The organism is Streptomyces sp. 17_S59 (assembly GCF_056930295.1).
This window is the reverse complement of the sequence record NZ_JBXOWD010000001.1, coordinates 4790465-4817339: the sequence shown is the minus strand read 5'-3', so window position 1 is coordinate 4817339 and position 26875 is coordinate 4790465. Positions and strand designations below refer to the sequence as shown.

The following is a 26875-nucleotide window of genomic DNA, read 5'->3' as shown; positions in this document are numbered from 1 at the left end:
TGGCAACACGGTTCACCCCACGAAATTGCAGCCCCAGAAGGACCCACCCGTCCCGCCCCGCCCCCGCACACGACAGACCTCAGCCGCTGCGCTCCCGCCAGGCGTCGTACGCCACCGTAAGCACCCCGTCCACGACCAGCACGACCCCCACAGCCGCCCACCCCCGGCGCCGACCAGCTCGCGCACGCCGCGACCAGGCCAGCAAGGACAGCCCCGCCGCAACCTCCGCGGCCCCCAGCGCCCGCGCCTTCGGCCCCCGCATCCACTCCCCCAGCGGCCCCCGCTCCGAGGCGTCCAGCCCCGTGCGTATCACCTCGCGCCACCCCGACCACTCCACCGGCTCCGCGGCCGCGAGCGCCGCGGCGGCCTCGCGCAGCGCCCGCGCGTCCGCCCCCGGGACCAGCCCCAGCGGCAGGCGCAGGCCCGCCCGCGCCAGCACCGCGACCAGCCCCAGCACCCGCGCCCGCGCGTCCGCCTCGGAGTCCGGCCGGGTGAGCTGGTCGAAGGCCGCCGCGTCCAGCACCGGGTCCAGCCCGAGCCGGGCCCGCAGGGCGGTCATCGCGGCTTCCTCCCCCAGTGGCGAGCCGTCCGCGAGCCAGGTGTAGCCGACCGTGCGGCGGAAGCCCGCCGACACCACGAAACCGGCCCCCTCCGCGTCCCACCACAGCCCGACCGCGGGCCAGGGCTCGGCCACGGTCAGCGCGTGCGCCCACTCCGCGGTGATCGCGGCCAGATTCCTCCCGCCCTCCGGGCCCACGCCCGGGCCCACGCCCGCCCGCGCATCCGCCTCGCGCCAGGGTTCCTCCCCCGGCACCAGCACGCTCCACCCTTCGCCCGCCGGAGCGAGCAGCAGCGGTTCGCGCAGGAGCTGGGCGGACGGACGGACACGGTCGGGCTCGGCCCGGCAGAGCAGCAGGACCCCCGCCGCCGGGCTGTGATCAGAAGCGGACATGCGTCAACGCTAAGCCACACCGCCGACGCTTGACTTCCGGAGACCGCGATATATCGTGTCTTCAAGAGACGCGATATATTGCGTTAACGCGGAACGCAAACGCATGGAGGAGGCCCGGAATGCCGGACCAGTCCGAGTGGTCGCTCACCGAACCACAGAAGCTCACCTTCGAAGCACCGGTCACGATCCTCAACGTGCGCATCGTGGGCGGCGCCGTCAACGTCGTCGGCACGGATGCGCCCGGGCCCGCCCGGCTGGAGCTGACCGACATCGACGGCCCGCCGCTGATCGTCACCCTCGAGGCGGGCACCCTGTCCGTCGGGTACGAGGACGTGCCCTGGAAGGGCTTCCTCAAGTGGCTCGACAGCAAGGGCTGGAAGCGCAGCGCCACCGTCACCCTGACGGTCCCGACCGCCACGCGCGTCGAGGTCGGCGTGGTCGGCGCGAGCGCCGTCGTCTCCGGCATCGCGGGCGCCACGGACGTCCGGGGCGTCTCGGGTGACGCCACGCTCGTCGGCGTCACCGGCGCGGTGCGCGCCGAGACCGTCTCCGGGCGGCTGGAGGCCCAGTCCCTGGGCGGCGACCTGTCCTTCAAGTCCGTCTCCGGCGACCTCACCCTCGTCGAGAGCTCCGCCGCCGCGGTCAGGGCCGAGTCCATCAGCGGCGACATGACGGTCGACCTCGCCGCGTCCGGGGCGCAGCCTGAGCTGACCCTCACCAGCGTGTCCGGCGAGGTGGCCATCCGGCTGCCGCACCCCGTCGACGCCGAGGTGGACGCCAACACCACCACCGGTGCCGTCTCCTGCGCCTTCGAGGACCTCCGGGTCTCCGGGCAGTGGGGCGCCAAGCGCATCACCGGCCGGCTCGGCGCGGGGGGCGGCCGGCTCAAGGTCACCACCGTCTCCGGCGCCGTCGCGCTGCTGCGCCGGCCGCCGTCCCAGGACGAGCCCGCCGACGCCCCCTCCACTCAGGGAAAGGTCCTCTGATGCCTCCCGTCTTCGCCCACGGCCGGCTGCGGCTGTACCTCCTCAAGCTCCTCGACGAGGCGCCGCGCCACGGCTACGAGGTCATCCGCCTGCTGGAGGAGCGCTTCCAGGGGCTGTACGCGCCCTCCGCGGGCACCGTCTACCCCCGCCTCGCCAAGCTCGAGGCCGAGGGGCTGGTCACGCACACCACCGAGGGCGGCCGCAAGGTGTACTCCATCACCGCGGCCGGGCGTGCCGAACTCGCCGACCGGCAGGGGGAACTGGCCGCCCTCGAGCTGGAGATCCGCGACTCGGTCGCCCACCTCGCCGCCGACATCCGCGAGGAGGTGCGGGGGGCGGCCGGCGACCTGCGGCGCGAAATGCGCGAGGCCGCGCGGCAGGCCCGTACGGGCGCATCGCGCGAAGGGGACCACTTCGCGAGTGCCAAGGAGGAGCTGCGGCGGGCCAAGGAAGAGCTGAAGGAGCAGGCCCGCCGGGCGAAGGAGGAGAGCCGCCGGGCCCGGCAGGACGCCCAGACGGCCCGCCGCCAGGCGCAGCAGGCGCAGGAGCACGCCCGGCAAGAGGTGCGGCGGATCACCGAGCGGGTGCAGGAGCAGGTCCGGGAGCACACCCGGCAGGGGGACTGGCCGACCGGGCTGGTCGAGGGGGTCAACGCGCTCGCGAAGGAACTCGGTGCGCTGGCCGGTGGGTCCCGGACGGCCCCCGAGACGGTCGTCGTGGAACGGGTGGACGTGGCCGAGGTCCCGCTCCCGGGCTGGGCGAAGGCCGACGACGTCCTCTCCAAGGACCCGGTCCGGGACTTCGAGCGTCTCCTGGACCGCTTCCGCGACGAACTGCGCGATGCGGCGCGGGATCACGGTGTGACGCCGCATCAGTTGGCGGAGGCTCGGCAGCACTTGGCCGTTGCGGCCGGGAGGGTCGGGGCGCTGCTCCGGGGTTGATGCCGTCTGTCGTGTGCGGGGGCGGGGCGGGACGGGTGGGTCCTTCTGGGGCTGCAATTTCGTGGGGTGAACCGTGTTGCCATGGGTTCCCCGAACCGCCCACGAAACCGCTTTACGCCCCTGCCAGGACCCACCCGTCCCGCCCCGCCCCCTCCCGTCCGTACCTCACCGGTGCGGGCAGTCGCACGGCGTCGAATGAGGTGAGCCTGCCGGTTCCACGTGCGGTCGCCCCGTGTTAGCCAGCCACACAGCCAAGCTCATTGGGTAATAAGCCGTTCCACAGTTGAGCTGAACTGGGTTCCGTAGCGGCCCTGAAGCCGGGCCTGATCGCCTCGGCAGAGGGGAAGGCACAGTCTGATGCCTGCACCGCGGAAATACCCCGACGAGCTGCGTGAGCGAGCCGTCCGTGAAGTCCAGTCCTCCGGCCGTCCGGTCGCCCATGTGGCCCGGGACCTCGGCATCCACAAGGAAGCGTTGCGGGGCTGGGTCCGCCAGGCCGAGGCCGACCACGGCAGCCGGCCTGATCTGCTGACCAGTACCGAGCGGGCAGAGCTGTCGCAACTCCGCAAGGAGAATGCGGAGTTGCGGCGGGCGAACGAGATCCTGAAGGCCGCCTCGGTGTTTTTCGCCAAGGAGCTCGACCAGCCCCGCACGAGGCCGACGCGGTGATCGACCACCTCCGCGACGACTTCGGGGCCGAGCCCGTATGCCGGGAGCTGGACCTGCCGGTCTCGGCATACAACGCCCGCCGCAGAGGGCCGAAGTCCGCCCGGCGCCTGCGCGACGAACAGCTCACCGGGCACATCCGCCGCATCCACACCACGTCCGGCGAGACCTGCGGGGCCCGGCGCATCCACCGCCAGCTGCGACGCGAAGGCGTGCAGGCCGCCCGGTGCACTGTCGAACGCCTGATGCGCAAGGAGGGCCTGGAGGGCATCATCCGCGGGCAACGACGCCGCACCACCATCCCCGAGCCGTCCGCACCCAGGCCGCCGGACCTGGTCAACCGCCGCTTCGAGGCCAGCCGGCCGAACCAGCTGTGTGTCGCCGACCTCACCTGCATCCGCACCTGGCCGGGCTGGGTCTACGCCGCTTTCGTCCTGGACGTGTACTCGCGGGTGATCGCCGGATGGCAGCTCGCCACCCACACGCGCACCGATCTCCCGCTGGACGCCCTGGAGATGGCACTGTGGCGGCGGGGCATCAAGAAGGGCTCGGGCCTGATCCACCACGCGATCACGGCTCGCAATACGTGTCGATCCGCTACAGCGAACGACTGACGGACGCCGGTGCTGCCGCATCCGTCGGCTCCGTCGCGGACAGTTACGACAACGCGATGGCCGAAGCACTCAACGGCTCCTTCAAGGCCGAGCTGATCGAGCACCAAGGCCCATGGCGCGACGCTGACCAGGTCGAACGCGCCGTCGTCCAGTGGGTCGGCTGGTACAACACCGAACGCCTGCACTCCGCCCTCGGCTACCTGCCACCCGAGGAATTCGAGGCCGAGTACCACCGATCCCTGACAACCCCGAACACCGCCTGAAAACACACAACCCGGCCGCTACGAAACCCGGGGCAGCTCACCCATCCCGCCCCATCGCGCAATTCGAGGGTATTACGCGATGTTGCGGATGCGGGGCGTCGAGGCCGCGCTCAGCGGTGTGGTCGACAGTGTGGAGCCGGGCGCGGGTGGGTCGGTCATCGAGCGATGGTCCGGATTGCGCCAAACCCCGCCCCTGTATGGCAGTTTGCTGCAATTGGATGGTGTGGCAATCGGGCGGCGCGAACGATGTTGTGCACGAAGGTCGTTAGTGGCCTTCGCCTTGAAAAGTGAGGAGATTCTCGTGAATCTTGCCAAGAAGGCAAAGATGGCCGCCGTTGCCGCATGTGCCGCGTCGGGTGTGGCCCTCGCTGTTGCTCCGGCGAACGCTGCGACGCAGCCGCTGCACGCGGTCACCTGCGACCGCACCGACAGCCACCAGCTGCTGTTCGAAGGGTTCATCTCGATGGTCCCGAGGGGCTGCTTCAAGGGCTCCGGAGACCTGGATGTCAACGTGTCCTCGGTGTTCTACGGGCGGGCCGGTGACTACTCCGGCTACGTCATCCTTGAGGACGGCACCAAGACGACCTTCACGAAGGGCAGCACCTTCGGCCTGGACAACAAGACCGTGGTTCACATCCACACCGACTGATCCTGCGATACAGGCCAAGGGGCGGGGGTACGGGCTGCACGGCCCGTACCCCCGCCCCATGTTCCGGCGGGAACCGTCAGAGCACCTTGGACAGGAACGACTTCGTCCGCTCGTGCTGGGGATTGGTCAGGACCTCGCGCGGGTGGCCGGACTCGACCACCACGCCCTGGTCCATGAAGACGACCGAGTCGCCCACCTCGCGCGCGAAGCCCATCTCGTGGGTGACCACGATCATCGTCATGCCGTCCTCGGCGAGGCCGCGCATGACGTCCAGGACGTCGCCCACCAGCTCGGGGTCCAGGGCCGAGGTCGGCTCGTCGAAGAGCATCAGCTTCGGCTCCATCGCCAGGGCCCGGGCGATCGCCACGCGCTGCTGCTGGCCGCCGGAGAGCTGGGAGGGGTAGTTGTCGGCCTTGTCTGCCAGGCCCACGCGGGCGAGCAGCTTCTTCGCCCGTTCCCGGGCGACCGCCCTCGTCTCGCCCTTGACCTGTATCGGGGCCTCCATGACGTTGCCCAGCGCGGTCATGTGCGGGAAGAGGTTGAAGCGCTGGAACACCATGCCGATGTCCCGGCGGTTCTGGGCCACCTCGCTGTCCTTCAGCTCGTACAGCTTGTCGCCCTTCTGGCGGTAGCCGACCAGCTCGCCGTCGACGTACAGCCGGCCGGCGTTGACCTTCTCCAGGTGGTTGATGCACCGCAGGAAGGTGGACTTGCCCGAGCCGGAGGGGCCGATGAGACAGAACACCTCGCGCGGGGCGACCTCGAGGTCGATGCCCTTGAGGACCTGGACCGCGCCGTAGGACTTGTGGACGCCCTCGGCCTTCACCATGGCGTTCATGCGCCGACACCTCCGGACTGACGATTGCTGAGGGACGCCAGGTTCGCCTTCACCTTCTGCCACGGCGTGAGCGGCAGGGTGCGCAGCGAGCCGCGGGCGAAGCGCCGCTCGAGGTAGAACTGGCCGACGCTGAAGACGCTGGTCAGGATCAGGTACCAGGTGGCCGCGAGGAACAGCATCTCCACAGTAGCGCCGGTGGTCTGGCCGATGTCGGACGTGGAGCGCAGCAGCTCCAGGTACTGGGCCGCGCTGGCCGCCAGCGACGAGGTCTTGAGCATGTTGATGAACTCGTTGCCGGTCGGCGGCACGATCACGCGCATCGCCTGCGGCAGCACGATGCGGCGCAGCGTCTTGGCCTGGCTCATGCCGAGCGCGTGGGCGGCCTCGGTCTGGCCCTCGTCGACGGACTGGATGCCCGCGCGGACGATCTCCGACATGTACGCGGCCTCGTTGAGCCCCAGGCCGAGCAGCGCGGCCATGAACGGCGTCATGAAGTCGCTCATCTCGTCCCGGTAGATGGGGCCGAGATTGATGTACGGGAAGATCAGCGCGAGGTTGAACCAGAGCAGCAGCTGGACGTAGACCGGCGTCCCGCGGAAGAACCAGATGTAGAGCCACGAGACCGATGAGGTCACCGGGTTCTTCGACAGCCGCATGACGGCCAGCACGATGCCGAGCGCGAGGCCCAGCAGCATCGCGAGCAGCGAGATCAGGACGGTCTTGCCGAGGCCGGAGATGACCGTGTCGTCGAAGATGTAGTCGGGGATCGCGCTGTAGTGGACGTTCGCGCTGGCGAAGGCGTTGACCAGCAGGCCCAGGAGGGCGATGACGACGGCGGCGGCGACCCAGCGCCCGTAGTGCCGGACGGGGATGGCCTTGATGGCCTCGGGCGCGGTGGCGGCCTTGGCCTTGGGCGCCGGGTCGGGGTCCGGCTTGGGGTCCGGGTCCGGCTTGGGGTCGTCCTTCGGGTCGTCCTCGGGGTCCGGGTCGGACTTGGACTCGGCCTTGGGGGCGTCCTTGGACTCGTCCTTGGCCTCGGGCTCGTCCTTGGCCTTGGGGGACTCGGCGTCACCGGCCTTGGACTCGGCCTCGGAGGACTCGGACGACTTGGACAGCTTGGACGACTTCGACGACTCGGCGTCCGGGGTTTCTTCCCCGGAGGCGGACTCGGACGCGGACTCGGACGACTCGGCAGCCTCGGTCTCGGCAGCGGCTTCGGCCTTGGACTCGGCCTTGGCCTTCTGCTCCGGGTCGGGCTTGGGCGACGGAGCGTCCGTGGGCTCCGTCTCTTTGTCGGGCTTGTCAGGAGTGGAAGTCACGGGGATGCCTTTCAGCGTTCCGTACGAGGACAGCAAGACGAGGGGGGTGAGGATGGGGGAGGCGCAAGGGGCCGGTGGGACAACCGGCCCCTTCGGTCAGGAGCCGCCGTTGATCTTGGCTTCCTTGACGGTGCCGGCCTCGACGCCCCAGGTCTTGACGACCTTGTCGTAGTCGCCGTTCTTGATGATCGCGTCGAGCGCCTCCTTGAGGGCGTCCCGAAGCTGGGTGTTGTCCTTGGCGACGGCGATGCCGTACGGAGCTGCCTCGACCTGGTCGCCGACGATCTCGAAGGCGTTGCCGCCGTCGGCGGTCTTCACCGCCCAGGCCGCGACCGGGAAGTCACTGGAGACGGCCTCGACGCCACCGGCCTTCAGCCGCGTCTGGGCCTCCAGGTCGGTGTCGAACGCCTCGATGTCGATCTTGTCCTTGTCGGCCTTCTCGCACTTGTCCGACTGGGACTTGGCCAGGTCGTCGGAGACCGTGCCGCGCTGCACCGCGATCTTCTTGCCGCACAGGTCGTCCCACGAGCCGATGCCCTTGGTGTCGCCCTTCTTGGTGTAGAGCGAGACTCCCGCGTTGAAGTAGTCGACGAAGTCAACGCCCTCGCCGACCTTCTTGCCGGTCTTGGAGTCGACGCCCTCCTGACGGTCCTTGGTGTCGGTCATGGCGGACATCGCGATGTCGTAACGCTTGGAGCGCAGACCGGTGAGGAGCGTGTCGAAGGTGCCGTTGTCGAACTCGACCTTGACGCCGAGCTGCTTCCCCAGGGCGGCGGCGACGTCGGGGTCGAAGCCGACGGTCTTGCCGTCCTTCTTGAATTCGACCGGCGGGTAGGCGATGTCGGAGCCGATCTTGATCAGCTTCGAGTCCTGGATCTTCTTCGGCAGCTTGCCGAAGAGGGGCGCCGAGGAGCCCTGGGCGCTCTGTCCGGCCTCATTGCCGGACTTGTTCCGCTGGTCGCCACAGCCGGTCAGCAGCAGGGCGCCGGCGACCGCGATCGCGCCGGCGGCGGCCAAACGACTCCTGGCGGCAGCCGTGCGAGGGGTGGTGCTTGCGGTCATTGCTGGTTCCTCCTGCGCTTGAGGGGATAGCCGACTGGTCACGTGGTCACGCTGAAAATCACGGATACACGGGGACAGCACAGATGCATTCGAGGGCGGAGCACACTTCCTCGTGTGTTGCGACCTCGTGCGTTCCGCGCATCTTGCCATCCGGACTGCCCCATTCGGGGGGCCAGCTATGTCAAAATCGGATAACGGGTGATCCCCGTGCGGTACCGGGGCGGTTCCCACCCAGCGGACTGCGGTCTCCCCACGGGCTTCTCCTTGGCGCGAGAGGCATCTCACGCCCTGCTTGTCTCACTCTGTGGACCTCCGAGGCCTTCCGGCACCAGTTGACACGGTTTTGCGCGCGGCTCGGCGCCGCTCCGGCGGGCGCCGCGGCAAACGGCCCGGGAACTCACTCGTCGGCCGTAGCGCCATCCGGTAAAAAGGCCAGTCACACCCCTCACCCGGGGCAGGGCGCGCGTGCGGCGCGCCCGCCGTCCGCATCCGGACACGTGCCCGACCCGTCCCGTCATCCCCGGGCGGTTACCCTCGATAGCAATTCGACAAAGGGGTCAAAGAACAGTGGCAGCGGAGATCGTGAATCCTCGCAGCGACAACGGCACGGGCGAAGGCGCTGGCGAAGCGCTCTTCGATCCGGCTTTTGCGCTGCACCGTGGCGGCAAGATGGAGGTCCGGGCGACGGTCCCGGTGCGGGACAAGGACGACTTGTCGCTCGCGTACACGCCCGGCGTGGCCAAGGTGTGCAGCGCCATCGCGGAGCACCCGGAGCTGGTGCACGACTACACGTGGAAGTCGCAGGTCGTGGCCGTGGTCACGGACGGCAGCGCGGTGCTCGGGCTGGGCGACATCGGCCCGGAGGCGTCCCTGCCCGTGATGGAGGGCAAGGCCATCCTCTTCAAGCAGTTCGGCGGCGTGGACGCGGTGCCGATCGCGCTCGACTGCCGGGAGGTGGACGAGATCGTCGACACCGTCGCCCGGCTCGCGCCCTCGTTCGGCGGCATCAACCTGGAGGACATCTCGGCGCCGCGCTGCTTCGAGGTGGAGCGCCGGCTCCAGGAGCGGGTGGACATCCCCGTCTTCCACGACGACCAGCACGGCACGGCCGTCGTCACCCTCGCCGCCCTGCGCAACGCCGCCCGGCTCACCGACCGGACGCTCGGCGACCTGCGCGCGGTGATCTCGGGCGCGGGCGCGGCCGGCATGGCCATTGCCCGGATCCTGGTCCAGGCGGGCATCGGCGACGTGGCCGTCTGCGACCGCAAGGGCATCGTGTCCCCCGACCGCGGCGACCTCACGGACGTCAAGCGCGACCTCGCGGGATTCACCAACAAGGCTGGTCTCACGGGCCCGCTCGAGACCGCCCTGGACGGCGCGGACGTCTTCATCGGCGTCTCCGGCGGCACGGTCCCCGAGGCGGCGGTGGCCAAGATGGCCAAGAACTCGCTGATCTTCGCGATGGCCAACCCCACGCCGGAGATCCACCCGGACGTCGCGCACAAGTACGCGGCCGTGGTCGCCACGGGCCGCAGCGACTTCCCGAACCAGATCAACAACGTGCTGGCCTTCCCCGGCATCTTCGCGGGCGCCATGCAGGTGCGCGCCTCGCGCATCACCGAGGGCATGAAGCTGGCCGCCGCCGAGGCGCTGGCCGCCGTCGTCGCGGACGAGCTGAGCGCGGACTGCGTGATCCCGTCGCCGTTCGACGAGCGCGTCGCCCCGGCGGTGACGGCCGCCGTGGCCGCGGCCGCCCGCGCCGAGGGCGTGGCGCGCCGCTGACGCACGTACCCATGGCGTGAGGCCGGGTCCGGACTATGGCAGTCCGGGCCCGGCCTCCGCCGTTTCCGGACGCGGCGCGCGTCACACGGGCGCAAGGTTCCCCCGTCCCCGCCCGCACCGCTAGGTTCGGATCATGTTCGCTGCCTACGCCGCACGCATCGACCGTGACCAGCCGCTGAACGGCCTCGAGTTGGGGGAGCGCCCCGAGCCCGAGGTGCGGCCCGGCTGGACGAAGATCAAGGTCAAGGCCGCCACGCTCAACCACCACGACCTGTGGTCGCTGCGCGGTGTGGGGCTCGGCGAGGAGTCCCTGCCGATGATCCTCGGCTGTGACGCCGCCGGGCTGGACGAGGACGGCAACGAGGTCGTCCTCCATTCCGTCATCGGCGAGACCGGCCACGGCGTGGGCCCCCACGAGCGGCGCTCGCTCCTCACCGAGCACTACCAGGGCACCTTCGCCGAGTACGCCACCGTCCCCACCTGGAACGTGCTGCCCAAGCCGAAGGAGCTGTCCTTCGAGGAGGCCGCCTGCCTGCCCACCGCATGGCTGACGGCGTACCGGATGCTGTTCACCAACGCGGACGTCCGCCCCGGCCAGAGCGTCCTCGTCCAGGGCGCCGGCGGCGGCGTGGCCACCGCGGCGATCGTCCTGGGCAAGGCCGCCGGCCTGCGCGTCTTCGCCACCAGCCGCGACGCGGCCAAGCGCGAGCGCGCCGTGGAGCTGGGCGCCGAGGCGGCGTACGAGCCGGGGGCCCGCCTCCCGCACCGCGTCGACGCCGTCATCGAGACGGTGGGCGCCGCCACCTGGTCGCACTCGGTCAAGTCCCTCAAGCCGGGCGGCACGCTCGTCATCTCGGGTGCGACCAGCGGGTCCAACCCGCCAGCCGGGGAGCTGAACCGCATCTTCTTCCTGGAGCTGAAGGTCGTGGGCTCCACCATGGGCACCAAGCAGGAGCTGCTCGACCTGATGAGCTTCTGCGCGGCCACGGGCGTACGGCCGGTGATCGACTCGGTGCTGCCCCTCGACCGGGCCCGCGAGGGATTCGAAAAAATCGCCGGCGGCGATCTGTTCGGAAAGGTCGTACTGACGGTATGAACAACGGATGCCGAAGAGACGCTCGCACAAGGCGGCGTTCCTCGCCGTAGCCGCCGTCCTCCTGGCCCTCCTCGCCCCCACGGCCCGGGCCGCCCCCGCGGCCCCCGGCATCCCGCACCTCACGGACGAGCAGGGCCGGACGCTCACCCTGCGCGGCTGGAACCTGGCGGACAAGGACCACCGGGGCGAGAACGCGCTGGTCGACATCACCGAGCACGCGGTCCGCGACCTGGCCGCGCACGGCTTCAACTTCGCCCGCCTGGCGGTCTTCTGGGACGACCTGGAACCGAGCCCGGGCCACTACGACGAGCGCTACCTACGCAAGATCGAACAAGTCCTGGACTGGACAGCTGAATACGGCATCCGGGTAGTGCTGGACGCCCACCAGGACATCTACGGACCGGCCTTCGGCGACCACCGCGGCATCCCCGCGTGGGCGACGCGCACGGACGGCCTGCCGTACCGGCCGCACCCCGAGGACTGGTTCGCCGAATACTTCGAACCCGCCGTGCAGACGGCGTTCGAGCACCTCTACGAGGACGCCGACCTCCGGCAGGCCCAGACCCGCATGTGGCAGGTGCTGGCCGCCCGCTTCGCCCACCACCCGGCGGTGTTCGGCTACGACCTGATCAACGAGCCGATGGGGCGGCTCCGCCCCGGCGAGGACATGTTCACGGCCGCCCGCCGCATCGAGGCCACGCAGATCACGCCCATGTACCAGCGCATCGCCGACGCGATCCGGCGCGTCGACCGGCAGCACTGGCTGTTCGTCGAGCCGACCCCCGCGGCGGGCGAGGGCAAGCCGACGGGCCTCGCCCGGATCCGCGACCCCAAGGTCGTGTACGCCCCGCACTTCTACAACGCCGCGATGGAGGCGGGCCGCGACTACGACCCGGCTTCGGGCTGGCTGGAGGCGTACGAGGCCGCGATCGTGCGGTATCCGCGGGAGCGCGGGGTACCGGTGGTCGTGGGGGAATGGGGCCCGCTGGACAGCTCGCTGCCGAACATGGGCCGCTTCTACGAGGAAGCTCTCGCGTCGATGGGCCGGTATGCGTCGGGGTGGGCGAGCTGGACGTGGTGCTACGGCGGTGCGTATTGCGCGATGGGGCGGGACGGGCGCTTCCAGGCGAACAAGGAGCGGACGGCGCGGCCGTATGCGGATGCGGTGGCCGGGGTGGTTCACGATGAGTCCTACGACTCCGAGGCCGGGAACTACCGGCTGGACTATGCGGGTTGGCGGGGCGGGGTCACTGAACTGACGCTTCCGCCGAAGCCCGGCGGGTGGCGGATCCGGGTGGACGGGCCGGCCCGGGAGGATACGGCTGTGGTGCGGCCCGGGGTGCGAGGGGTTGTGCGGGTGCGTGCCCTGAGCCGGGGTGCGGTGACGGTGGTTGCCGGGTGAGCGTGCGGGTCCGTGGCTCGAAGGACCCGCATGGCCCGTCCCTACGCGTCACCGCCCCTCAGCGCGTCACTTGAGGGCGAGCACCATCGTGTCCGACGGCGAACTCCACACCGCCCGTGCCTCGCCGAAGCCGACGTCGCGCAGGGTGCGGACGTGCCAGTCGGCGGAGGGGGTGTCGCCGTCGGCGTGCTCGCCGTAGATCCGGAAGCGCTCGGCGGTCGGCCCGGCGAGGACGGGGTCGGCGGCGGCGAGCTGCCACCATTCGCGCCAGTCCACGGCACCGGCGGCCTTGTCCCGTTCCTGGCGGGCGTGGCGCCGGGCGCGTTCGGCCTCATTGATGCGCGGGGTGGACTCGTCGGGCATGTGGTCGGCGTTGATGAAGACGCCGCCCTCGCGGACGAGGCCGGCGAGCTGTCGGTACACGATGTGCAGGTCTTCGGCGTACAGCCAGTGCAGGGCGGTGGCGGTGAGGACGGCGTCGTACGAGTCGTACGGCAGCTTGTCGGTCCAGTGCGGGTCCTTGAGGTCCGCCGTCACGAACTGCACGCGGTCGTCGCCGTCGAAGGTGCCGCGGGCGATGGCGAGGAGGGCGGGGTCCAGGTCCACTCCGGTGGAGGAGGCGCCCGGGAGGCGTGCCAGCAGCCGGGCCGTGATGGAGCCCGTGCCGCAGGCGAGGTCCAGCACGCGGGGCGTCGGTCCGGCGAACGCCTCGACCATGTCGAGCATGACCCGGAACCGCTCCTCCCGGTCCGGGAGGTACCACTCCTGCTGGCGGTCCCAGCTGGTCTGCCAGGCGCTCCAGTCCGTGGCGGCCGTACTCTTCGTCATCCCGTTGCCTCCCGTTCGCGGCACCATGTAATACCCTCGAAGCAGAATCGGCCATTACTGGTCGACGCCACCGACCATAGCCCGGCTGTGTAAGGACTACAAGTGGAACTGGCCTATTACTCGGACTATGCCGTGCGGCTGGTCAACTCCGAGCAGCCCTCCCGCGGCACCGACACGCTCACCTCGCTCGACGCCGTGCGCGAGCTGTTCGGGCAGGGCTCGCAGGCCGCCCGCCGGCTCGTCGACGGGGACCTCACCCGCCTGCGGTCGGTGCGGGGGCGGCTGCGCACGGTGTTCGAGGCCGCGTCCGAGGGGGACGAGGTGCGGGCGGTGGACCTGCTCAATGCGCTGCTGATGGAGTTCCCGGTCAGCCCGCAGATCTCGGGCCACGAGTACCGGGACGAGGACGGCCGTCCCAAGTGGCACATGCACATCGCCGACCACGCGGCCAACGCGAGCGCGGTCTACACCGCCACGGCGAGCATGGGGCTGGCCGTGCACCTGACCGAGTACGGCGTGGACCGCCTCGGCATCTGCCAGGCCGCGCCCTGCCGCAACGCCTACCTCGACACCTCGACCAACCGCTCCCGGCGCTACTGCTCCGACCGCTGCGCCACCCGCGCCAACGTCGCGGCCTACCGAGCCCGCAAGCGCCTGGAGAGCGAGCGCTCCGAGGGCGACCGCACCGGCCGCACCGCCGAGGCCGCCCAGGACAGCAGCGCGGCCGCCGACCGCTGACCGGCCCCGGGCGGCGGCCGCAGCCGGAGCCAGGCCCGGGCCACCACGAAGTCGTCCGGCACCGCGCCGAACTCCCGGCTGTCGTTCTCCACCAGCGGGTTGTCCCCCAGCACCCACCAGCCGCCCTCGCGCCGCTCCACCGCGCGCTTGACGATCAGCAGGTCCTGGCGGAACGGATGCCGCATCACCACGACGTCACCCGGACGCACCGCGGCCCCGTACTGCACCAGCAGTTGGTCCCCCGGGTTCAGCGTCGGCACCATCGACGGGTTGTAGACCTCGGCAATCCCGATCCGCAGCAGTCCGCGACGCTCGCGATCCAGCTCGGGCCCGCGCTCGTCCACCTGCTCCTGCACCGCGGCACCTCCGTGTCCTTCTCTGCCCAGTCCCCCGGTCCCAGCCTGCCATCGGACTTTTGACCCAAGCGCCCCGGGGCGCCCGAGAAAAGCCTTCCCGCACCGAGTAATCTCGCACCTGAGAAGACGATCACGAGGAAGGACAGCACATGCTTTCCCGCCTGTTCGCCCCCAAGGTGAAGGTCAGCGCGCACTGCGACCTGCCCTGCGGCGTGTACGACCCGGCCCAGGCCCGCATCGAGGCCGAGTCGGTCAAGGCCGTGCAGGAGAAGTACCAGGCCAACGAGGACCCCCACTTCCGCGCCCGCGCCACCGTCATCAAGGAGCAGCGCGCCGAGCTGGCCAAGCACCACATCTCGGTGCTGTGGAGCGACTACTTCAAGCCTCCGCACTTCGAGAAGTACCCCCAGCTGCACCAGCTGGTCAACGACACGCTCAAGGCCCTGAGCGCCGCCAAGGCGTCCACGGACCCGAAGACGGGCGAGAAGGCGCTGGAGCTGATCGCGGAAATCGACAAGATTTTCTGGGAGACGAAGAAGGCCTGACGGTCTTTTCGTCTGCTGCATAGCGATAAGTACACTGATAGGGGCGTCTGCCGGTTTTTCCGGAGACGCCCCTATCGCATGCCCTTGCAGGCAATTGCCCGCAATTTACTCGCCGCTGCGCACCGCCCGCCGCCCGCCGCTCGGCTGAGGGCCGCTCAGCCCCGAGGCCGGCTCGGGGTCGGCTCCGGTTCGAGGTCGGGGTCGTGTCCGGGCTCCGTCGGGGGCGTCCCCTGATGCCGGGAGCAGCACCGGCCCGCGAGGCTCGGGGGCATGATCATGACGAGTTCATCCGCGTCCCCGCGAGTCCTCCGCACCCGCCTGACCCGGACCGCGCTGGCCTGCGCGGCCCTGACGGCCGTGGCCGCGGGCACGGTCTCGCCCGCCTGGGCGGCAACCCCCGCCGCGCACGGCGCCGTCGCGGACGCCTGCCCGGCGCCCGGCCCCGCCCGGCTGCCCGCCCTCCGGCCGGAGGCCCTGCGCGAGGCGACGGCAGTGGTCCCCGATCGCATGACGGCCGTACTCGCCCGCGTCGACGGAGCCGACGGGAGCTGGGCGGGGACCTCCGGCGTGGCCGACCTTGCGACGGGGAAGCCGGTGGACGTCGACGGGCGGTTCCGGCTCGGCAGCGTCACCAAGATGTTCATCTCGACCGTGGTGCTGCAACTGGCCGCCGAGCACCGGGTCGAGCTGGACCGCCCCGTCCGGGACTACCTCCCCGATGTGCTCCCCGACGACCCCGCGGTCACCGTGCGCATGCTGCTGAACTACACCAGCGGCCTGCCCGAGCTGACAGCGGACGACATGCCGGCCAAACCGCAGGACATCGTCGACCACCGCTTCGACGACCACCCGTTCGGTGAACTCGTCGGCAAGGCGCTGCGGCACCAGCGGCCGTTCGCGCCCGGCGAGAAGCAGGCCTACGGCGCCACCGGCTACTACGTCGCGGCGATGCTCGTCGAGAAGCTGACCGGCCACAGCTATCAGCAGGAGATCACGCGGCGCGTCGTGCGCCCTCTCCACCTGCAGCACACCAGCGCTCCCGAGACCGACACGGCCGTCCCGGGCCCGCACGCCCACGGCTACATCGCCGTCCCGGACGGGCAGGGCTCACAGCTCGTCGACATCACCGAGCAGAACCCCGGCGCCGGCGGAATGATCTCCACCGCCGAGAATCTGGAACGCTTCATGACCGCCTTGTTCCGCGGCCGGCTGCTGCCGTCGGACAAACTCGCCGACATGCTCACCGTTCCCCGCGTCGACTCCGCCGACGGCAGCCCGGCGATGTACGGCGCCGGGCCGATGCGCGTCACCCTGCCGGGCGGGGTGACCGTGTGGGGCAAGACCGGTACCACCTTCGGCTACACCAGCGGCGTGTTCGTCAGCTGCGACCTGCGCAGGCGTCTGGCCTACTCGTTCAACCCCACGACCGGGGGCGGCAACGACCTCGCGTTCGTCAGGCGGCTCGTCGGGGCCGCCTTCGCCCCTGCGGACCGTTGATCTTCGGCCGCCGAAGCGACATCCGCCCGTAAGCACGGCGTTCCCGTCCGGCCATCACCGGTCGTGAGCATGCCATGCATGACCGAAACGATCAGGGCCCGGCGCGCCGCGCTCGCCGTCACCGCCGTCACCGCGCTCGCCCTGGGTGCGTCCGCGCCCGCCGCCGGTGCGGCGGAGACGGCGGCCGCCGGGCACACCTCCGGCACCGCCGGGCTCAAGGGCGTCGATTACGACACCTGGCAGCGCGATGTGCGCGCCGTCGTCGACCAGGCGAAGCCGTACATCACCGAGCGCACCGCGAACGCGCAGGGCCACAAGCAGGCCGTCGTCCTGGACATCGACAACAGCTCCCTGGAGACGGACTTCCACTGGGCGACGTTCCCCACCCCGGCCATCCGGCCGGTCCTGGACCTGACCCGGTACGCGCACTCCCGCGGCGTCGCCGTCTTCTTCGTCACGGCCCGCCCCGGCATCCTCGACTCCGTCACGGAGTGGAACCTGCGGGAGGTCGGCTACCCGGTCAACGGCCTGTACGTGCGCCACCTCCCCGACCTGTTCCAGGGCGTGAGCACGTACAAGACCGCCAAGCGGGCGGAGATCGAGGCGCAGGGCTACACGATCATCGCCAATATCGGGAACAACACCACCGACCTGGTCGGCGGGCACGCGGAGCGGACCTTCAAGCTGCCGGACTACGACGGCAAGCTGTCCTGAGCCGGGCCGGGGCCGGCGCGCCCGCTCCGCGCCGGGACCCGCGTCAGTGCCGGGTCTTGAAGCGGTCCAGGGCGGCGATCCCCAGGGCCGCCAGCCCGATCTGGATGATCCACTCGATCCAGTCGACGCCCTTGGTGTGGTCCACGTGCAGCGCGTGGGCGACGATCGCGCCGACGAAGGCGGCCACGATGCCGACCACGACGGTCGCCAGCACCCCGATGTGCTGGCGGCCGGGCACGATCAGACGGCCGATGAGACCTATGATCGCGCCGATCACGATCGCACTGATGATCCCCGAGATTGCCATGATCTCCCCCCCTTACGCCCCGTTGAGGCATCTTGAGGACCGTTGCAGCCCCTTGCAGCCGGTTCCTCTCGATAGAGCTGCCCAGTGCGCGGCGGGTGCATGTCAGCCCGGCCACCCCTCCGCAGTTGCCTAGACTGGGTCCTTCCCGGGCGGAGGGAAGCCCGATGGGGACGGGAGAGCGACAGTGACGGCAGGCGTCGGAAGCTTCGAGAGCGTCGAAGGGCCCTTCGACGGCTCGTGCGATCCGTCGGCGGAGGTACTGGCCGAGGCGGCCGCCGCCTTCGGGCTCCTCGCGTCGTCCGCACGCCTCCACCTCGTCTGGGCCCTGGCCCAGGGCGAGAGCGACGTGAGCGGGCTGGCCGAGCGGGTGGGCGGCGCGCTGCCCGCCATCAGCCAGCACCTGGCGAAGCTGAAGCTGGCGGGGCTGGTGCGGTCCCGGCGCGAGGGGCGCCGGGTGGTGTACCTGGTGGACGACCCCAATGTGGTGAGCATCGTACGGCTGATGGTCGGTCAGCTGGCCGACCGGCAGGCCGGCGGTGGGAACGTCCCGACCGGGGCCGGACGCCTCCGTGGCCTGGGCGCCTGAGGCCCGCCCGGCCGCCGCGCAGGACGGCGGCACCACGCTGGAGGTGCTGCGCGCCCTGGAGAGCGGGCCGCGCGGACTGGTGGAGGCGGAGGCCGAGGCGCGGCTCGCGCGCCACGGCGACAACGCCTTCCCCGGGCGGCGCCCCCTGTCCTGGCCGCGCCGCTTCGCGCGCAGCCTGCGCGACCCCTTCACCGCCGTGCTCATCGGCCTGGGCATCGTCTCGGGCGTGCTGGCCGCGTGGGCGACCGCCGGGGTGATCGCCGTCCTGGTGACGGTCAGCTGCGTGCTGCGCGCCACGGGCGAGCACCGCGCCGACCGCTCGGCCGCCTCGCTGCGCGAACTGGTCGCCACGACGGCCACGGTCCGCCGCCGCGCGACGGAGGCCTCCCCGCCGGCCACCCGCGAGCTGCCCGTCGAGCAGCTCGTGCCGGGCGACGTGGTGTTGCTGGGCCCCGGCGACCTCGTCCCGGCGGACCTGCGGATGCTGCGCACGACCGGGCTGACGGTGCACGAGGCGGCCCTGACCGGCGAGTCGGTGCCCGTGGGCAAGGCCGCCCAGGACCCGTGTCACCAGGGCAGCAGCGTCGTCTCCGGCACCGGCAGCGGCGTCGTCGTGGCCACCGGGGCCGACACCCTGCTCTCCGGCGCCCTGCCGGAGGAGCGGCGGCCCGACCGGCGCGACCGCAGCCCCTTCGAGCGCTCCGTCAACGGCATCGCCTGGACCCTCATCCGGTTCATGCTGCTCACCGCGCCCGTGGTGCTGGTCTCCGGCGCGCTGCTGCGCGGGCGGGGGCTGGAGACGCTGCCGTTCGCGGTCGCCGTGGCCGTCGGGATGACGCCCGAGATGCTGCCGGTGATCGTGACGACCACGCTGGCCCGCGGCGCCGCGCTGCTCGCCCGCGGCGGCGAGGTGATCGTCAGACGGCTGCCCGCCCTGCACGACCTCGGTGCGGTGGACGTGCTGTGCGTGGACAAGACCGGCACCCTCACCCAGGACCGGCCCGTCCTCGCCCGCGCCCTGGACGCGGACGGCCGCGACGACCCGGGCGTCCTGCGCTGGGCCGCCGTCAACGCCCTGTGGACGCTGCACCTGGCCGAGCTGCCCGTTCCCGACGCGCTGGACGAGGCGATCCTGGAGGCGGACGCGGTGGCCGCCGCGTCCGGCGCGGAGGACGCGTTCGACGAGTACGAGGGGGTGGACGCGCTCCCCTGCGGGCCCGGCCGCCGCCTGTCCACCGCCGTCGTGCGGCGCCCCGGCGACCCGCGCTTCGCCCTCGCCGGCACCCACGTCCTCGTCGTCAAGGGCGCCCCCGAGGACGTCCTGGAGCGCTGCGCCCTCGACGCCGCCGACCGGGCCCGGCTGGCCCGCCGCGCCGACGCGCTGGCCGCGGACGGGCTGCGGGTCCTGGCCGTGGCCCGGGCCGAGCGGCCCGCGCGGAACCGCCCGTACACCGAGGCCGACGAGCGCGACCTGACCTTCACGGGCTTTGTCGCCCTCGCCGACGCGATCGCGCCCACCGCCGCCGAGGCGCTCACCGAACTCGCCCACCGGGGCGTGGCGGTGAAGGTCCTCACCGGCGACCACCCTGGCACCGCCGCGCGGGTCTGCCGCGAGCTGGGCCTGGAGCCCGGCGAGGTCGTCACGGCCGACCGCACCGAGGCCCTGGACGATGCGGAGCTGGCCCGCCTTGCCGCCCGCACCACGGTCTTCGCGCGGTGCGCCCCCGAGCACAAGGCCCGGATCGTCCGCGCCCTGCGGGCCGGGGGGCACGCCACCGGTTTCCTCGGCGACGGCGTCAACGACCTGGCCGCGCTGCACGCCGCCGACGTGGGGATCTGCCCGCGCGACGGGGTGGACGTGGCGCGCGAGGCGGCCGACGTGGTGCTGGCCTCCAAGGACCTCACCGCCCTGGACCGGGCGATCGTCGCGGGCCGGCGCAGCACCGCCAACATCACGACGTATCTGCGCATCACGCTGTCGTCCAACTTCGGAAACGTCATCGCGATGCTGGTGGCCGGGCTGATGCTGCCCTTCCTGCCGATGCTCCCGGCGCAGGTGCTGGTGCAGAACCTCTTCTTCGACGCGGCCCAGCTGGCGCTCGCCTTCGACGAGCCGGGCCGGACGGCCCACACCCGCCCCACGGTGCTGCGCCCGCGCGCGCTGCTCCGCTTCGTCACGGGCTTCGGCCTGCTGAACGCGGCGGCGGACCTGGCGACGTTCGCGGTGCTGGTGCTGGCGGTGCGGTCGCTGGGCGGGGACGGGGGGCAGGAGGCGTTCCACGCCGGGTGGTTCACGGAGAACCTGCTGACCCAGGCGATGGTGATGGTCCTGCTGCGCCCGGGCCGCGGGCTCGGCCCGGGGCCGGTGCGGCTGGCGGTGGCGGGGCTGGCGGTGGTGGGGCTGCTGCTGCCGTTGTCGGGGGTGGGGGCGGTGCTGTCGATGGCGGGGTTGCCGGTGATGTATTACGGGCTGGTGGCGCTGGTGCTGGTGCTGTACGGGGGCGCGCTGCGGGTGGCCAGGACGGGGCGGTTCTCTCCCCTGACCCGCCCCTTCCCGTAACCGGGGGCAAGCCCCCGGACCCCGGGGTGAGGAACGGGGGCTTCGCCCCCTGCCCCCTGGGCCCCTCGCGCTGCGCGCGGGGCCAAAACTCGGGGCTCCGCCCCGGAACCCCCCACGCGGCGGAGCCGCAAATCGATACAACCGGGAAGGGGCGGGATCGGGGAAAGAAACCCCCCTACCAGTCCCCGCCCCCGAAGCCGCCGCCCCCGTCGCCCCCGCCGAAGCCTCCGCCCCCGTCCCCCCAGCCGCCGTTGAAGTCGTCCGGGTTGAAGTCCGCGCCCGTGTCCTCCCCGCCCTCCGGGCCCGTGCCGCCCTCGAAGGACGTGGGGGCCCCGTATGCGGGGCCGCTCAGGAGGCCGCCCAGCATCGTGCCGACCAGCAGGCCCGGCAGCAGGCCGCCGCCGAAGTAGCCGCCCGCCCACGGCGCGTACGCCGGGCCCGCGTTCCAGTACGGCTGGGGGCCGGCGGCCGTCTGCACCTGGCGGGACATCGGCTCCTCGCCGGACGCCACCCGCGCCGCGTCCGCCGCGCACGCCGGCACGGTCCGCATCGCGCCGCCGGGCGGCGCCCACGCCACGTCCTGCACGGACGGCCCGTGCCGCGGGTCGAAGAAGCACGGGGGCCGCCGCTGGGGCAGCGGGGCCCCGGTGCGCCGCGCGGCGAGGGTGGCGAGGGCGAACCGCCCGTTCTCCAGGGACTCGGTGACGCCCTGCACGTCCTGCGGCTTCCCCGCCGCGGCCATCTTGGCCTTGGCCTCCTCGTAGGCGTCCAGGGCCCGCTCGTAGTCCGCCCGCATCTCGTCCGTCGCACCGGCCTCGGACGGGGAGAAGTCCAGCCGGTCCAGCTCCTCGCCGAAGGCCGTGATGTCCTCGTCGACGACGACGCGCAGCGCGTCCAGCTCGGCCCGCTCGCGCTCCTCCCGCCTGCGCTTGCTGCGCCGGTAGAGGACGTACGCGCCCGCGCCGCCCGCCACCACGACCGCGCCCCCGGTGATCAGCCCGGCGGCCCCGATGCCCTGCTCGCCGCCGCCCCAGGAGCCGGGCTCGTGGCCCTGGGCGATCCGGCCGGCCTGGTCGACGAAGCTGTTCAGCTGGGTGTTGACGTCGCCGCCGGAGCGCTTGACGGCGCCGACGAGGTTGGAGACGGCGTTGCGGGACATCACGGAGCGGTCGGCGGCGGCGTTGAAGGCGTCGCCGAGGTGGACGGCGTAGACGCCGGCGATCCCGACCTTGGTGCGGAGGTCCCGCAGCAGCGTGGCCCTGGGGAACTCGGGGGCGTCGGGCAGCACGGCCACGAAGACCGGCTTGTCCGCGTCCTTGATCTTCTTGGCCAGGGCGTCGGCGTCGCCCGCCGATAGCTGCCCGGCGGCCCGCGGGTCGACGTAGACGGGGCCCTTCCGCAGCGCCTGGGCCACGGTGTCCAGCCCGCCGTCGGCCTGTGCGGCCGGGGCGTACGCGGCCGGGGCGGCCAGCGCAAGCAGGGCGAACAGCGCGGCGATCAGGGCCGGCAACGGCCCTGGCAGCGCCCGGCGGGTAGCGGTGGCGTACATGGGGTCGCTCCTTGGGCTCGCGGAGGCGGACATTCCGATACGACGTTCCGTTACGACATTCCGTTTCGACTACGACTCACTGTGCCCCCAATTCGAAAGCGGTCCCGTCAGGCACGCGGTCGCCTACCCGTACGAGAGGTTGGCGCAGGGGTCGTCGTCCGCCGACCGGGCCCTGCCGAGCACGTCGGCGGAGAGCGCGCTCGGGGACGGCGGGGACGAGGATGCCGCCGAGGGGTCGGCGGGCCCGGCCGCGTAGTCGTGGCCGAGGAGGATCGAGACGCCCTCCGCGGCGGTGCCGCGGACGTACGCCCCGGGGAACAGCCGGGCCGCGGTCCGGGCGTTCGCCGCCTGGCCGGGGCCGAACTCGATGATGGTGGTCGCCTGCTCGCCGTTGCTGTAGGTGGTGGTGTCGGTGACGGTGAAGCCGTGCTCCCTGAGCGAGGCGGCGGCCTTGGCGGCGAGCCCGTTGACGCCCGTGCCGTTGACGACGGAGACCTTCGCGCCGTCACCGGAGACGGCCTCGGTCCCGGCGGGCGAGGGCTGCCCCGGGGACTGCGCCTGGGCCTGGGCCTTGTCGCCGTTCTTGCCCGTGCTCTTGCCGTCGACCGTGCGGTCCGCCTTCAGGGCCGCCCACAGCGCGTCCGCGTCGGGCTGCACGATCGCCACCCGGTTGCCGTCGTAGCGCCACGGCAGGGTCACGAACTTCATGTCGTGCAGGTCGACGTTCTTGAGGGACATCGCGAACGACAGCATCTTCTGGGCCGAGCCCAGCCCGGGGTCCACGGTCATCGACTTGGTGGCCGCGTCGGCGAGGGGCAGCAGCGTGGTCGGGTTGAAGCCCTGCGCCCGGACCTTCTTGATCATGGCGGAGACGAACGCCTGCTGGCGCTGTATGCGGCCGATGTCGGAGCCGTCGCCGATGCCGTGCCGCACGCGCACGTAGTCCAGCGCCTTCTGACCGGAGACGCTCTGCTTCCCCTTGTGGAAGAGGAGGTCGCCGTGCGTGCCGAGGTTGGGGTTGAGGTCGCCCTGGTAGACGTCGGTGGGCGCGCACACGTCGACGCCGCCCACGGCGGAGGTCATCGCGGAGAAGCCGGCGAAGTCCACGACCACGGTGTGGTCGACCCGCAGGCCGGTGAGCCGCTCCACGGTGTTCTGGGTGCAGGCGGGGTTGCCCTTGGCGGATTCCCCCACGGAGAAGGCCGAGTTGAACATCACGTGGTGCTGTTCCTCGGTCCAGCTGCCGTCGGGCAGCTTGCAGGGCGGGATGTCGAGGAGCGTGTCCCGGGGGATGGAGACGGCGACGGCGTGCTTGCGGTCGTCGTAGACGTGCAGGAGGAAGGCGGTGTCGGAGCGGCCCACGTCGCCCTCGCCGCCGCCGAGGCCCGCGTTCTCCCCCGACCTCGAGTCGGAGCCGATGACCAGGACGTTCTGCCCGGCCGCGCCCGCCTCGGGGCGGTTCTTGGAGAGGCCGTCCGCGTCGAAGGTGTTGATGTTGCCGTTGAGCTTCAGGTACAGCCAGCCCGCGCCGGCGGTCAGCAGCACCAGGAAGGAGACCGCGACGGCGACCACGATCCGTACCCGGCGTTTCCCGGACCTGCCCCGCCTGCCCGTCATGATGACCTCGTTCACTCCCCCGCTGTCCGTGCCTTGTCTCCTGGTGAGACGGACGGCGACGGACTTTGGTTGTCCATTTGCGCAACCTGGCAAGTATGGTGGACGGGAATCCCGGAAGCGTCAGTTGAAAGCATCAACTGAGAATGAGAGGCGGTGGGGCGACCGTGCTGCGCAACGCCCTGGAACCCTGGCATATCCTCGTGGTCGTGCTCGTCATGGTCGTCCTGTTCGGGTCGAAGAAGCTGCCGGACACCGCGCGTGCCCTCGGCAAGTCCATGCGCATACTCAAGAGCGAGGCCAAGGCCATGAAGGACGACGGCACGGGCACCACGACCCAGGCCGCGGCCCCCGTGGCGGCGGCCGGCAGCACCGTCGACAACGCCCGGTGATCTCCGGGCCACCTGGCCGTCTCCCCCGGTACACCCGCCCCTGGTGAGCTTCCTCCCGGCCGGGGCGCCGCGCCCCGGACCGTCAGGGAGGAAATCACCATGGCTTCTCGTCCGCACCGACGCCGTCTCGCCTGGGGCGCCGCCGCACTGCTCGTCGCCGGGATCGCCGTGCCCGCCGCGGCATCGGCGACCGAACAGAACGGCCCGGCGATCGGCGCGGGACACGCCCCGAAGAAGGCCAAGAACGTCATCCTGCTCCTCGGTGACGGCATGGGCGACTCGGAGATCACCCTGGCCCGCGACTACACCGTGGGCGCCGCGGGCCGCCTGAACATGGACAAGTTCCCGCTGACGGGCGCGTACACCACGTACTCCGTGGACAAGGACGGCAAGCCGGACTACGTCACGGACTCCGCCGCCAGCGGCACCGGCTGGGCGACCGGCCACAAGACCGTCAACGGCCGGATATCCAAGACCCCCGGCACCGACAGGCCGATGGCCACCATCCTGGAGCTGGCCCAGCGCAACGGCCTGGCCACCGGCAGCGTCACCACCGCCGAGATGACCGACGCCACCCCGGCCGTGCTCGCCTCGCACGCCACCGACCGCAGCTGCCAGGGCCCGGCCGACATGAAGGCGTGCCCGAACGACACGATCGCCAAGGGCGGCCCGGGCTCGATCGCCGAGCAGAGCGTCAATCACAAGGTCGACGTGCTCCTGGGCGGCGGCAAGGCCCGCTTCGACCAGAAGATCACCGAGGGCCGCTTCCAGGGCATGACCGTCACCCAGCAGGCCGAGAAGCTCGGCTACCAGGTCGTGACGGACGCCAAGGGCCTCTCCTCGGTGCGGGCCGGCAAGCCGGTGCTGGGCCTCTTCGCCCCCGGCAACGTCCCGGTCGAGTGGACCGGCAAGAACGCCGCCGTCGGCGGCACGGCCGCCCAGCGCTGTGTGACGGACAACCCCGAGCGCAAGGCCGGCACCCCGGACCTGGAGAGCCAGACCCGCAAGGCGCTGGAGCTGCTGAGCACCGGCAAGGGCAAGAAGAACGGCTTCTTCCTCCAGGTCGAGGGCGCCTCCATCGACAAGCGCGACCACGCCGCCGACCCCTGCGGCCAGATCGGCGAGACCGCCGCCTTCGACCGCGCGGTCAAGGCCGCCCGCGAGTACGCCGCCCAACACCCGGACACCCTGGTCGTCACCACCGCCGACCACGGCCACAGCAGCCAGATCGTGCCGCTGGAGGCCAACCCGCCCGGCCTGTCCTCGACGCTGGTCACCAACGAGGGCCGGCAGCTGAAGGTGAACTACTCCACCAACACCCCGGGCCAGTCCCAGGAGCACACCGGCACCCAGGTCCGCATCGCGGCCCAGGGCCCGCAGGCCTTCCGGGTGCTCGGCGTCACCGACCAGACCGAGCTGTTCACCACCTTCCGCACCGCGCTGTCGCTGCGCTGACGCACCGTTCGGTGACCGACCCGTAGGGTCAGGGCCCGGCGGCTCCCGCTGCCGGGCCCTGTGTGGATCTCACCAGTTACCGGCCGGAACATTGGTGGATCACATACCCCGCCCCGGCGACCCAGCGTCAACACTGGGAGGTCCATGTCCACGCGCGCGCAGGAGGAACCTCCGATGTCCGGGTCCCGCATCCTGGCCCTCGGCCACTACCAGCCGGCCAGGGTGCTCACCAACGACGAGCTGGCCACCATGGTGGACACCAGCGACGAATGGATCCGCACACGCGTCGGCATCCGCACCCGCCGCGTGGCCGAGCCGACCGAGACGGTCGCGGACATGGCCGCCGCGGCGGCCGCCAAGGCCCTGGCCAACAGCGGACTGGCCGCGGCCGACATCGACCTCGTGCTCGTCGCCACCTGCACGGCCGTCGACCGCAGCCCGAACACGGCCGCCCGGGTCGCCGCCGCGCTGGGCCTGGCGGCCCCCGCCGTCATGGACGTCAACGTCGTCTGCGCCGGCTTCACCCACGCCCTGGCCACCGCCGATCACGCCATCCGCGCCGGGGCGGCGGTGAACGCGCTGGTCGTGGGCGTGGAGAAGTTCACCGACGTCGCCGACTGGACCGACCGCACCACCTGCGTCCTGGTCGGCGACGGCGCGGGCGCGGCCGTGGTCACGGCCTCGGACGAGCCGGGGATAGGCCCGGTGGTGTGGGGCTCGCTGCCCGAGATGGGGCACGCGGTCCGCATCGAGGGCACGCCGTCCCGCTTCGCGCAGGAGGGCCAGGCCGTCTACCGCTGGGCCACGACGAAGCTCCCGCCGATCGCCCGGCAGGTGTGCGAGCGCGGCGGGGTGCGGCCGGAGGACCTGGCGGCGGTGGTGCTGCACCAGGCGAACCTGCGGATCATCGAGCCGGTGGCGCGGAAGATCGGGGCGGTGAATGCGGTGGTTGCGAGCGATGTGACGGAGTCGGGGAACACGTCGGCGGCGAGTATTCCGCTGGCGCTGTCGAAGCTGGTGGCGTCGGGGAAGGTGGCGTCGGGGGCGCCGGTGCTGCTGTTCGGCTTCGGGGGCAACCTGTCGTATGCGGGGCAGATCATTCGGTGCCCGTAGGTGGGGCGGGGGGTGTTTTTCCCCTATCCCGCCCCTTCCCGGCTGTATCGA

At 71.7% G+C, this 26875-nt stretch carries 24 protein-coding genes and 1 pseudogene; 16 read left to right on the top strand and 9 right to left on the bottom strand.

Annotation, left to right across the window (positions count from 1 at the left end; genetic code table 11):
- Nucleotides 1-79: 79 nt before the first annotated feature.
- Nucleotides 80-952, bottom strand: coding sequence for a hypothetical protein (locus tag AC1Z4A_RS21980; RefSeq protein ID WP_483681335.1), 873 nt, complete (start codon nucleotides 950-952; stop codon nucleotides 80-82).
- Between the two features lie 119 nt (nucleotides 953-1071).
- Between AC1Z4A_RS21980 and AC1Z4A_RS21975 the strand changes: the two genes are divergently transcribed.
- The 4 genes and pseudogenes from AC1Z4A_RS21975 (at nucleotide 1072) to AC1Z4A_RS21960 (ending at nucleotide 5071) form a co-directional block, all read left to right on the top strand.
- On the top strand, nucleotides 1072-1938 hold the full coding sequence (locus tag AC1Z4A_RS21975) for a DUF4097 family beta strand repeat-containing protein (RefSeq protein ID WP_483681333.1): 867 nt from the start codon (nucleotides 1072-1074) through the stop codon (nucleotides 1936-1938).
- Nucleotides 1938-2879 (top strand): PadR family transcriptional regulator, encoded by a 942-nt coding sequence (locus tag AC1Z4A_RS21970; RefSeq protein WP_483681331.1) that lies wholly within the window; start codon nucleotides 1938-1940, stop codon nucleotides 2877-2879. Before AC1Z4A_RS21975 ends, AC1Z4A_RS21970 begins: the two co-directional genes overlap by 1 nt.
- A 357-nt stretch (nucleotides 2880-3236) precedes the next feature.
- A pseudogene (locus AC1Z4A_RS21965) lies at nucleotides 3237-4422 on the top strand (IS3 family transposase).
- A gap of 88 nt (nucleotides 4423-4510) precedes the next feature.
- On the top strand, nucleotides 4511-5071 hold the full coding sequence (locus AC1Z4A_RS21960) for a hypothetical protein (protein ID WP_483681330.1): 561 nt from the start codon (nucleotides 4511-4513) through the stop codon (nucleotides 5069-5071).
- Between the two features lie 76 nt (nucleotides 5072-5147).
- Here AC1Z4A_RS21960 and AC1Z4A_RS21955 read toward each other — a convergent pair whose 3' ends face one another.
- The 3 genes from AC1Z4A_RS21955 to AC1Z4A_RS21945 form a co-directional block, all read right to left on the bottom strand.
- A complete protein-coding gene (locus AC1Z4A_RS21955; RefSeq protein WP_483681328.1) occupies nucleotides 5148-5909 on the bottom strand; it encodes an amino acid ABC transporter ATP-binding protein in 762 nt (253 codons plus the stop codon).
- Nucleotides 5906-6790, bottom strand: a complete 885-nt coding sequence (locus AC1Z4A_RS21950) for an amino acid ABC transporter permease (protein ID WP_483683679.1) — start codon at nucleotides 6788-6790, stop codon at nucleotides 5906-5908. The genes AC1Z4A_RS21955 and AC1Z4A_RS21950 overlap by 4 nt, the downstream gene beginning before the upstream one ends.
- Nucleotides 6791-7324: 534 nt before the next feature.
- Nucleotides 7325-8290, bottom strand: coding sequence for an ABC transporter substrate-binding protein (locus AC1Z4A_RS21945; RefSeq protein ID WP_483681327.1), 966 nt, complete (start codon nucleotides 8288-8290; stop codon nucleotides 7325-7327).
- Between the two features lie 567 nt (nucleotides 8291-8857).
- On the opposite strand from AC1Z4A_RS21945, the gene AC1Z4A_RS21940 reads away from it, so the two are divergent.
- The 3 genes from AC1Z4A_RS21940 to AC1Z4A_RS21930 all read left to right on the top strand — a co-directional run bounded on the left by AC1Z4A_RS21940 (nucleotide 8858) and on the right by AC1Z4A_RS21930 (nucleotide 12570).
- Complete coding sequence (locus AC1Z4A_RS21940) at nucleotides 8858-10072, top strand: NAD(P)-dependent malic enzyme (protein WP_483681326.1); 1215 nt, start codon at nucleotides 8858-8860, stop codon at nucleotides 10070-10072.
- A 133-nt stretch (nucleotides 10073-10205) separates the two neighbouring features.
- A complete protein-coding gene (locus AC1Z4A_RS21935) occupies nucleotides 10206-11168 on the top strand; it encodes a zinc-binding dehydrogenase (protein ID WP_483681324.1) in 963 nt (320 codons plus the stop codon).
- Nucleotides 11169-11175: 7 nt separating this feature from the next.
- On the top strand, nucleotides 11176-12570 hold the full coding sequence (locus AC1Z4A_RS21930) for a glycoside hydrolase family 5 protein (RefSeq protein WP_483681323.1): 1395 nt from the start codon (nucleotides 11176-11178) through the stop codon (nucleotides 12568-12570).
- A gap of 66 nt (nucleotides 12571-12636) precedes the next feature.
- Here the strand turns inward: AC1Z4A_RS21930 and AC1Z4A_RS21925 are convergent, their stop codons facing one another.
- Nucleotides 12637-13398, bottom strand: coding sequence for a class I SAM-dependent methyltransferase (locus AC1Z4A_RS21925; RefSeq protein ID WP_483681322.1), 762 nt, complete (start codon nucleotides 13396-13398; stop codon nucleotides 12637-12639).
- Nucleotides 13399-13500: 102 nt separating this feature from the next.
- Between AC1Z4A_RS21925 and AC1Z4A_RS21920 the strand changes: the two genes are divergently transcribed.
- Nucleotides 13501-14136 carry a CGNR zinc finger domain-containing protein gene (locus AC1Z4A_RS21920; protein WP_483681320.1) on the top strand — a complete coding sequence of 212 codons (636 nt, stop codon included), beginning with the start codon at nucleotides 13501-13503 and terminating at the stop codon, nucleotides 14134-14136.
- On the opposite strand, the gene sodX is transcribed toward AC1Z4A_RS21920, so the two are convergent.
- Entirely contained in the window at nucleotides 14034-14492 is a 459-nt protein-coding gene (gene sodX, locus AC1Z4A_RS21915; RefSeq protein ID WP_483681318.1) for a nickel-type superoxide dismutase maturation protease, read from the bottom strand. The two genes, AC1Z4A_RS21920 and sodX, sit on opposite strands and share 103 nt — an antisense overlap.
- A 149-nt stretch (nucleotides 14493-14641) precedes the next feature.
- Between sodX and sodN the strand changes: the two genes are divergently transcribed.
- The 3 genes from sodN to AC1Z4A_RS21900 all read left to right on the top strand — a co-directional run bounded on the left by sodN (nucleotide 14642) and on the right by AC1Z4A_RS21900 (nucleotide 17248).
- A complete protein-coding gene (sodN, locus tag AC1Z4A_RS21910; RefSeq protein ID WP_400104635.1) occupies nucleotides 14642-15037 on the top strand; it encodes a superoxide dismutase, Ni in 396 nt (131 codons plus the stop codon).
- Between the two features lie 276 nt (nucleotides 15038-15313).
- The gene (locus tag AC1Z4A_RS21905; RefSeq protein WP_483681316.1) at nucleotides 15314-16534 is read left to right on the top strand and encodes a serine hydrolase domain-containing protein; all 1221 of its coding nucleotides are present in this window, start codon (nucleotides 15314-15316) and stop codon (nucleotides 16532-16534) included.
- A gap of 78 nt (nucleotides 16535-16612) precedes the next feature.
- Nucleotides 16613-17248 carry an HAD family acid phosphatase gene (locus tag AC1Z4A_RS21900; protein WP_483681314.1) on the top strand — a complete coding sequence of 212 codons (636 nt, stop codon included), beginning with the start codon at nucleotides 16613-16615 and terminating at the stop codon, nucleotides 17246-17248.
- Between the two features lie 43 nt (nucleotides 17249-17291).
- On the opposite strand, the gene AC1Z4A_RS21895 is transcribed toward AC1Z4A_RS21900, so the two are convergent.
- Entirely contained in the window at nucleotides 17292-17555 is a 264-nt protein-coding gene (locus AC1Z4A_RS21895; RefSeq protein WP_483681313.1) for a GlsB/YeaQ/YmgE family stress response membrane protein, read from the bottom strand.
- 184 nt (nucleotides 17556-17739) lie between these two features.
- Between AC1Z4A_RS21895 and AC1Z4A_RS21890 the strand changes: the two genes are divergently transcribed.
- Nucleotides 17740-18141, top strand: a complete 402-nt coding sequence (locus AC1Z4A_RS21890) for an ArsR/SmtB family transcription factor (protein ID WP_483681312.1) — start codon at nucleotides 17740-17742, stop codon at nucleotides 18139-18141.
- Nucleotides 18125-20701, top strand: a complete 2577-nt coding sequence (gene mgtA, locus AC1Z4A_RS21885; protein WP_483681310.1) for a magnesium-translocating P-type ATPase — start codon at nucleotides 18125-18127, stop codon at nucleotides 20699-20701. The genes AC1Z4A_RS21890 and mgtA overlap by 17 nt, the downstream gene beginning before the upstream one ends.
- A 175-nt stretch (nucleotides 20702-20876) precedes the next feature.
- Here the strand turns inward: mgtA and AC1Z4A_RS21880 are convergent, their stop codons facing one another.
- Both AC1Z4A_RS21880 and AC1Z4A_RS21875 read right to left on the bottom strand, forming a co-directional pair.
- Complete coding sequence (locus tag AC1Z4A_RS21880) at nucleotides 20877-22250, bottom strand: hypothetical protein (RefSeq protein WP_483681309.1); 1374 nt, start codon at nucleotides 22248-22250, stop codon at nucleotides 20877-20879.
- Between the two features lie 123 nt (nucleotides 22251-22373).
- Nucleotides 22374-23867, bottom strand: coding sequence for an LCP family protein (locus tag AC1Z4A_RS21875; protein ID WP_483681308.1), 1494 nt, complete (start codon nucleotides 23865-23867; stop codon nucleotides 22374-22376).
- A gap of 143 nt (nucleotides 23868-24010) precedes the next feature.
- On the opposite strand from AC1Z4A_RS21875, the gene tatA reads away from it, so the two are divergent.
- From tatA to AC1Z4A_RS21860, 3 genes are all read left to right on the top strand, one after another.
- Nucleotides 24011-24256 (top strand): Sec-independent protein translocase subunit TatA, encoded by a 246-nt coding sequence (gene tatA, locus AC1Z4A_RS21870; RefSeq protein WP_483681306.1) that lies wholly within the window; start codon nucleotides 24011-24013, stop codon nucleotides 24254-24256.
- Nucleotides 24257-24355: 99 nt separating this feature from the next.
- Nucleotides 24356-25711, top strand: a complete 1356-nt coding sequence (locus tag AC1Z4A_RS21865) for an alkaline phosphatase (protein WP_483681304.1) — start codon at nucleotides 24356-24358, stop codon at nucleotides 25709-25711.
- Between the two features lie 174 nt (nucleotides 25712-25885).
- Entirely contained in the window at nucleotides 25886-26824 is a 939-nt protein-coding gene (locus AC1Z4A_RS21860; RefSeq protein WP_483681303.1) for a beta-ketoacyl-ACP synthase III, read from the top strand.
- Nucleotides 26825-26875: the final 51 nt, after the last annotated feature.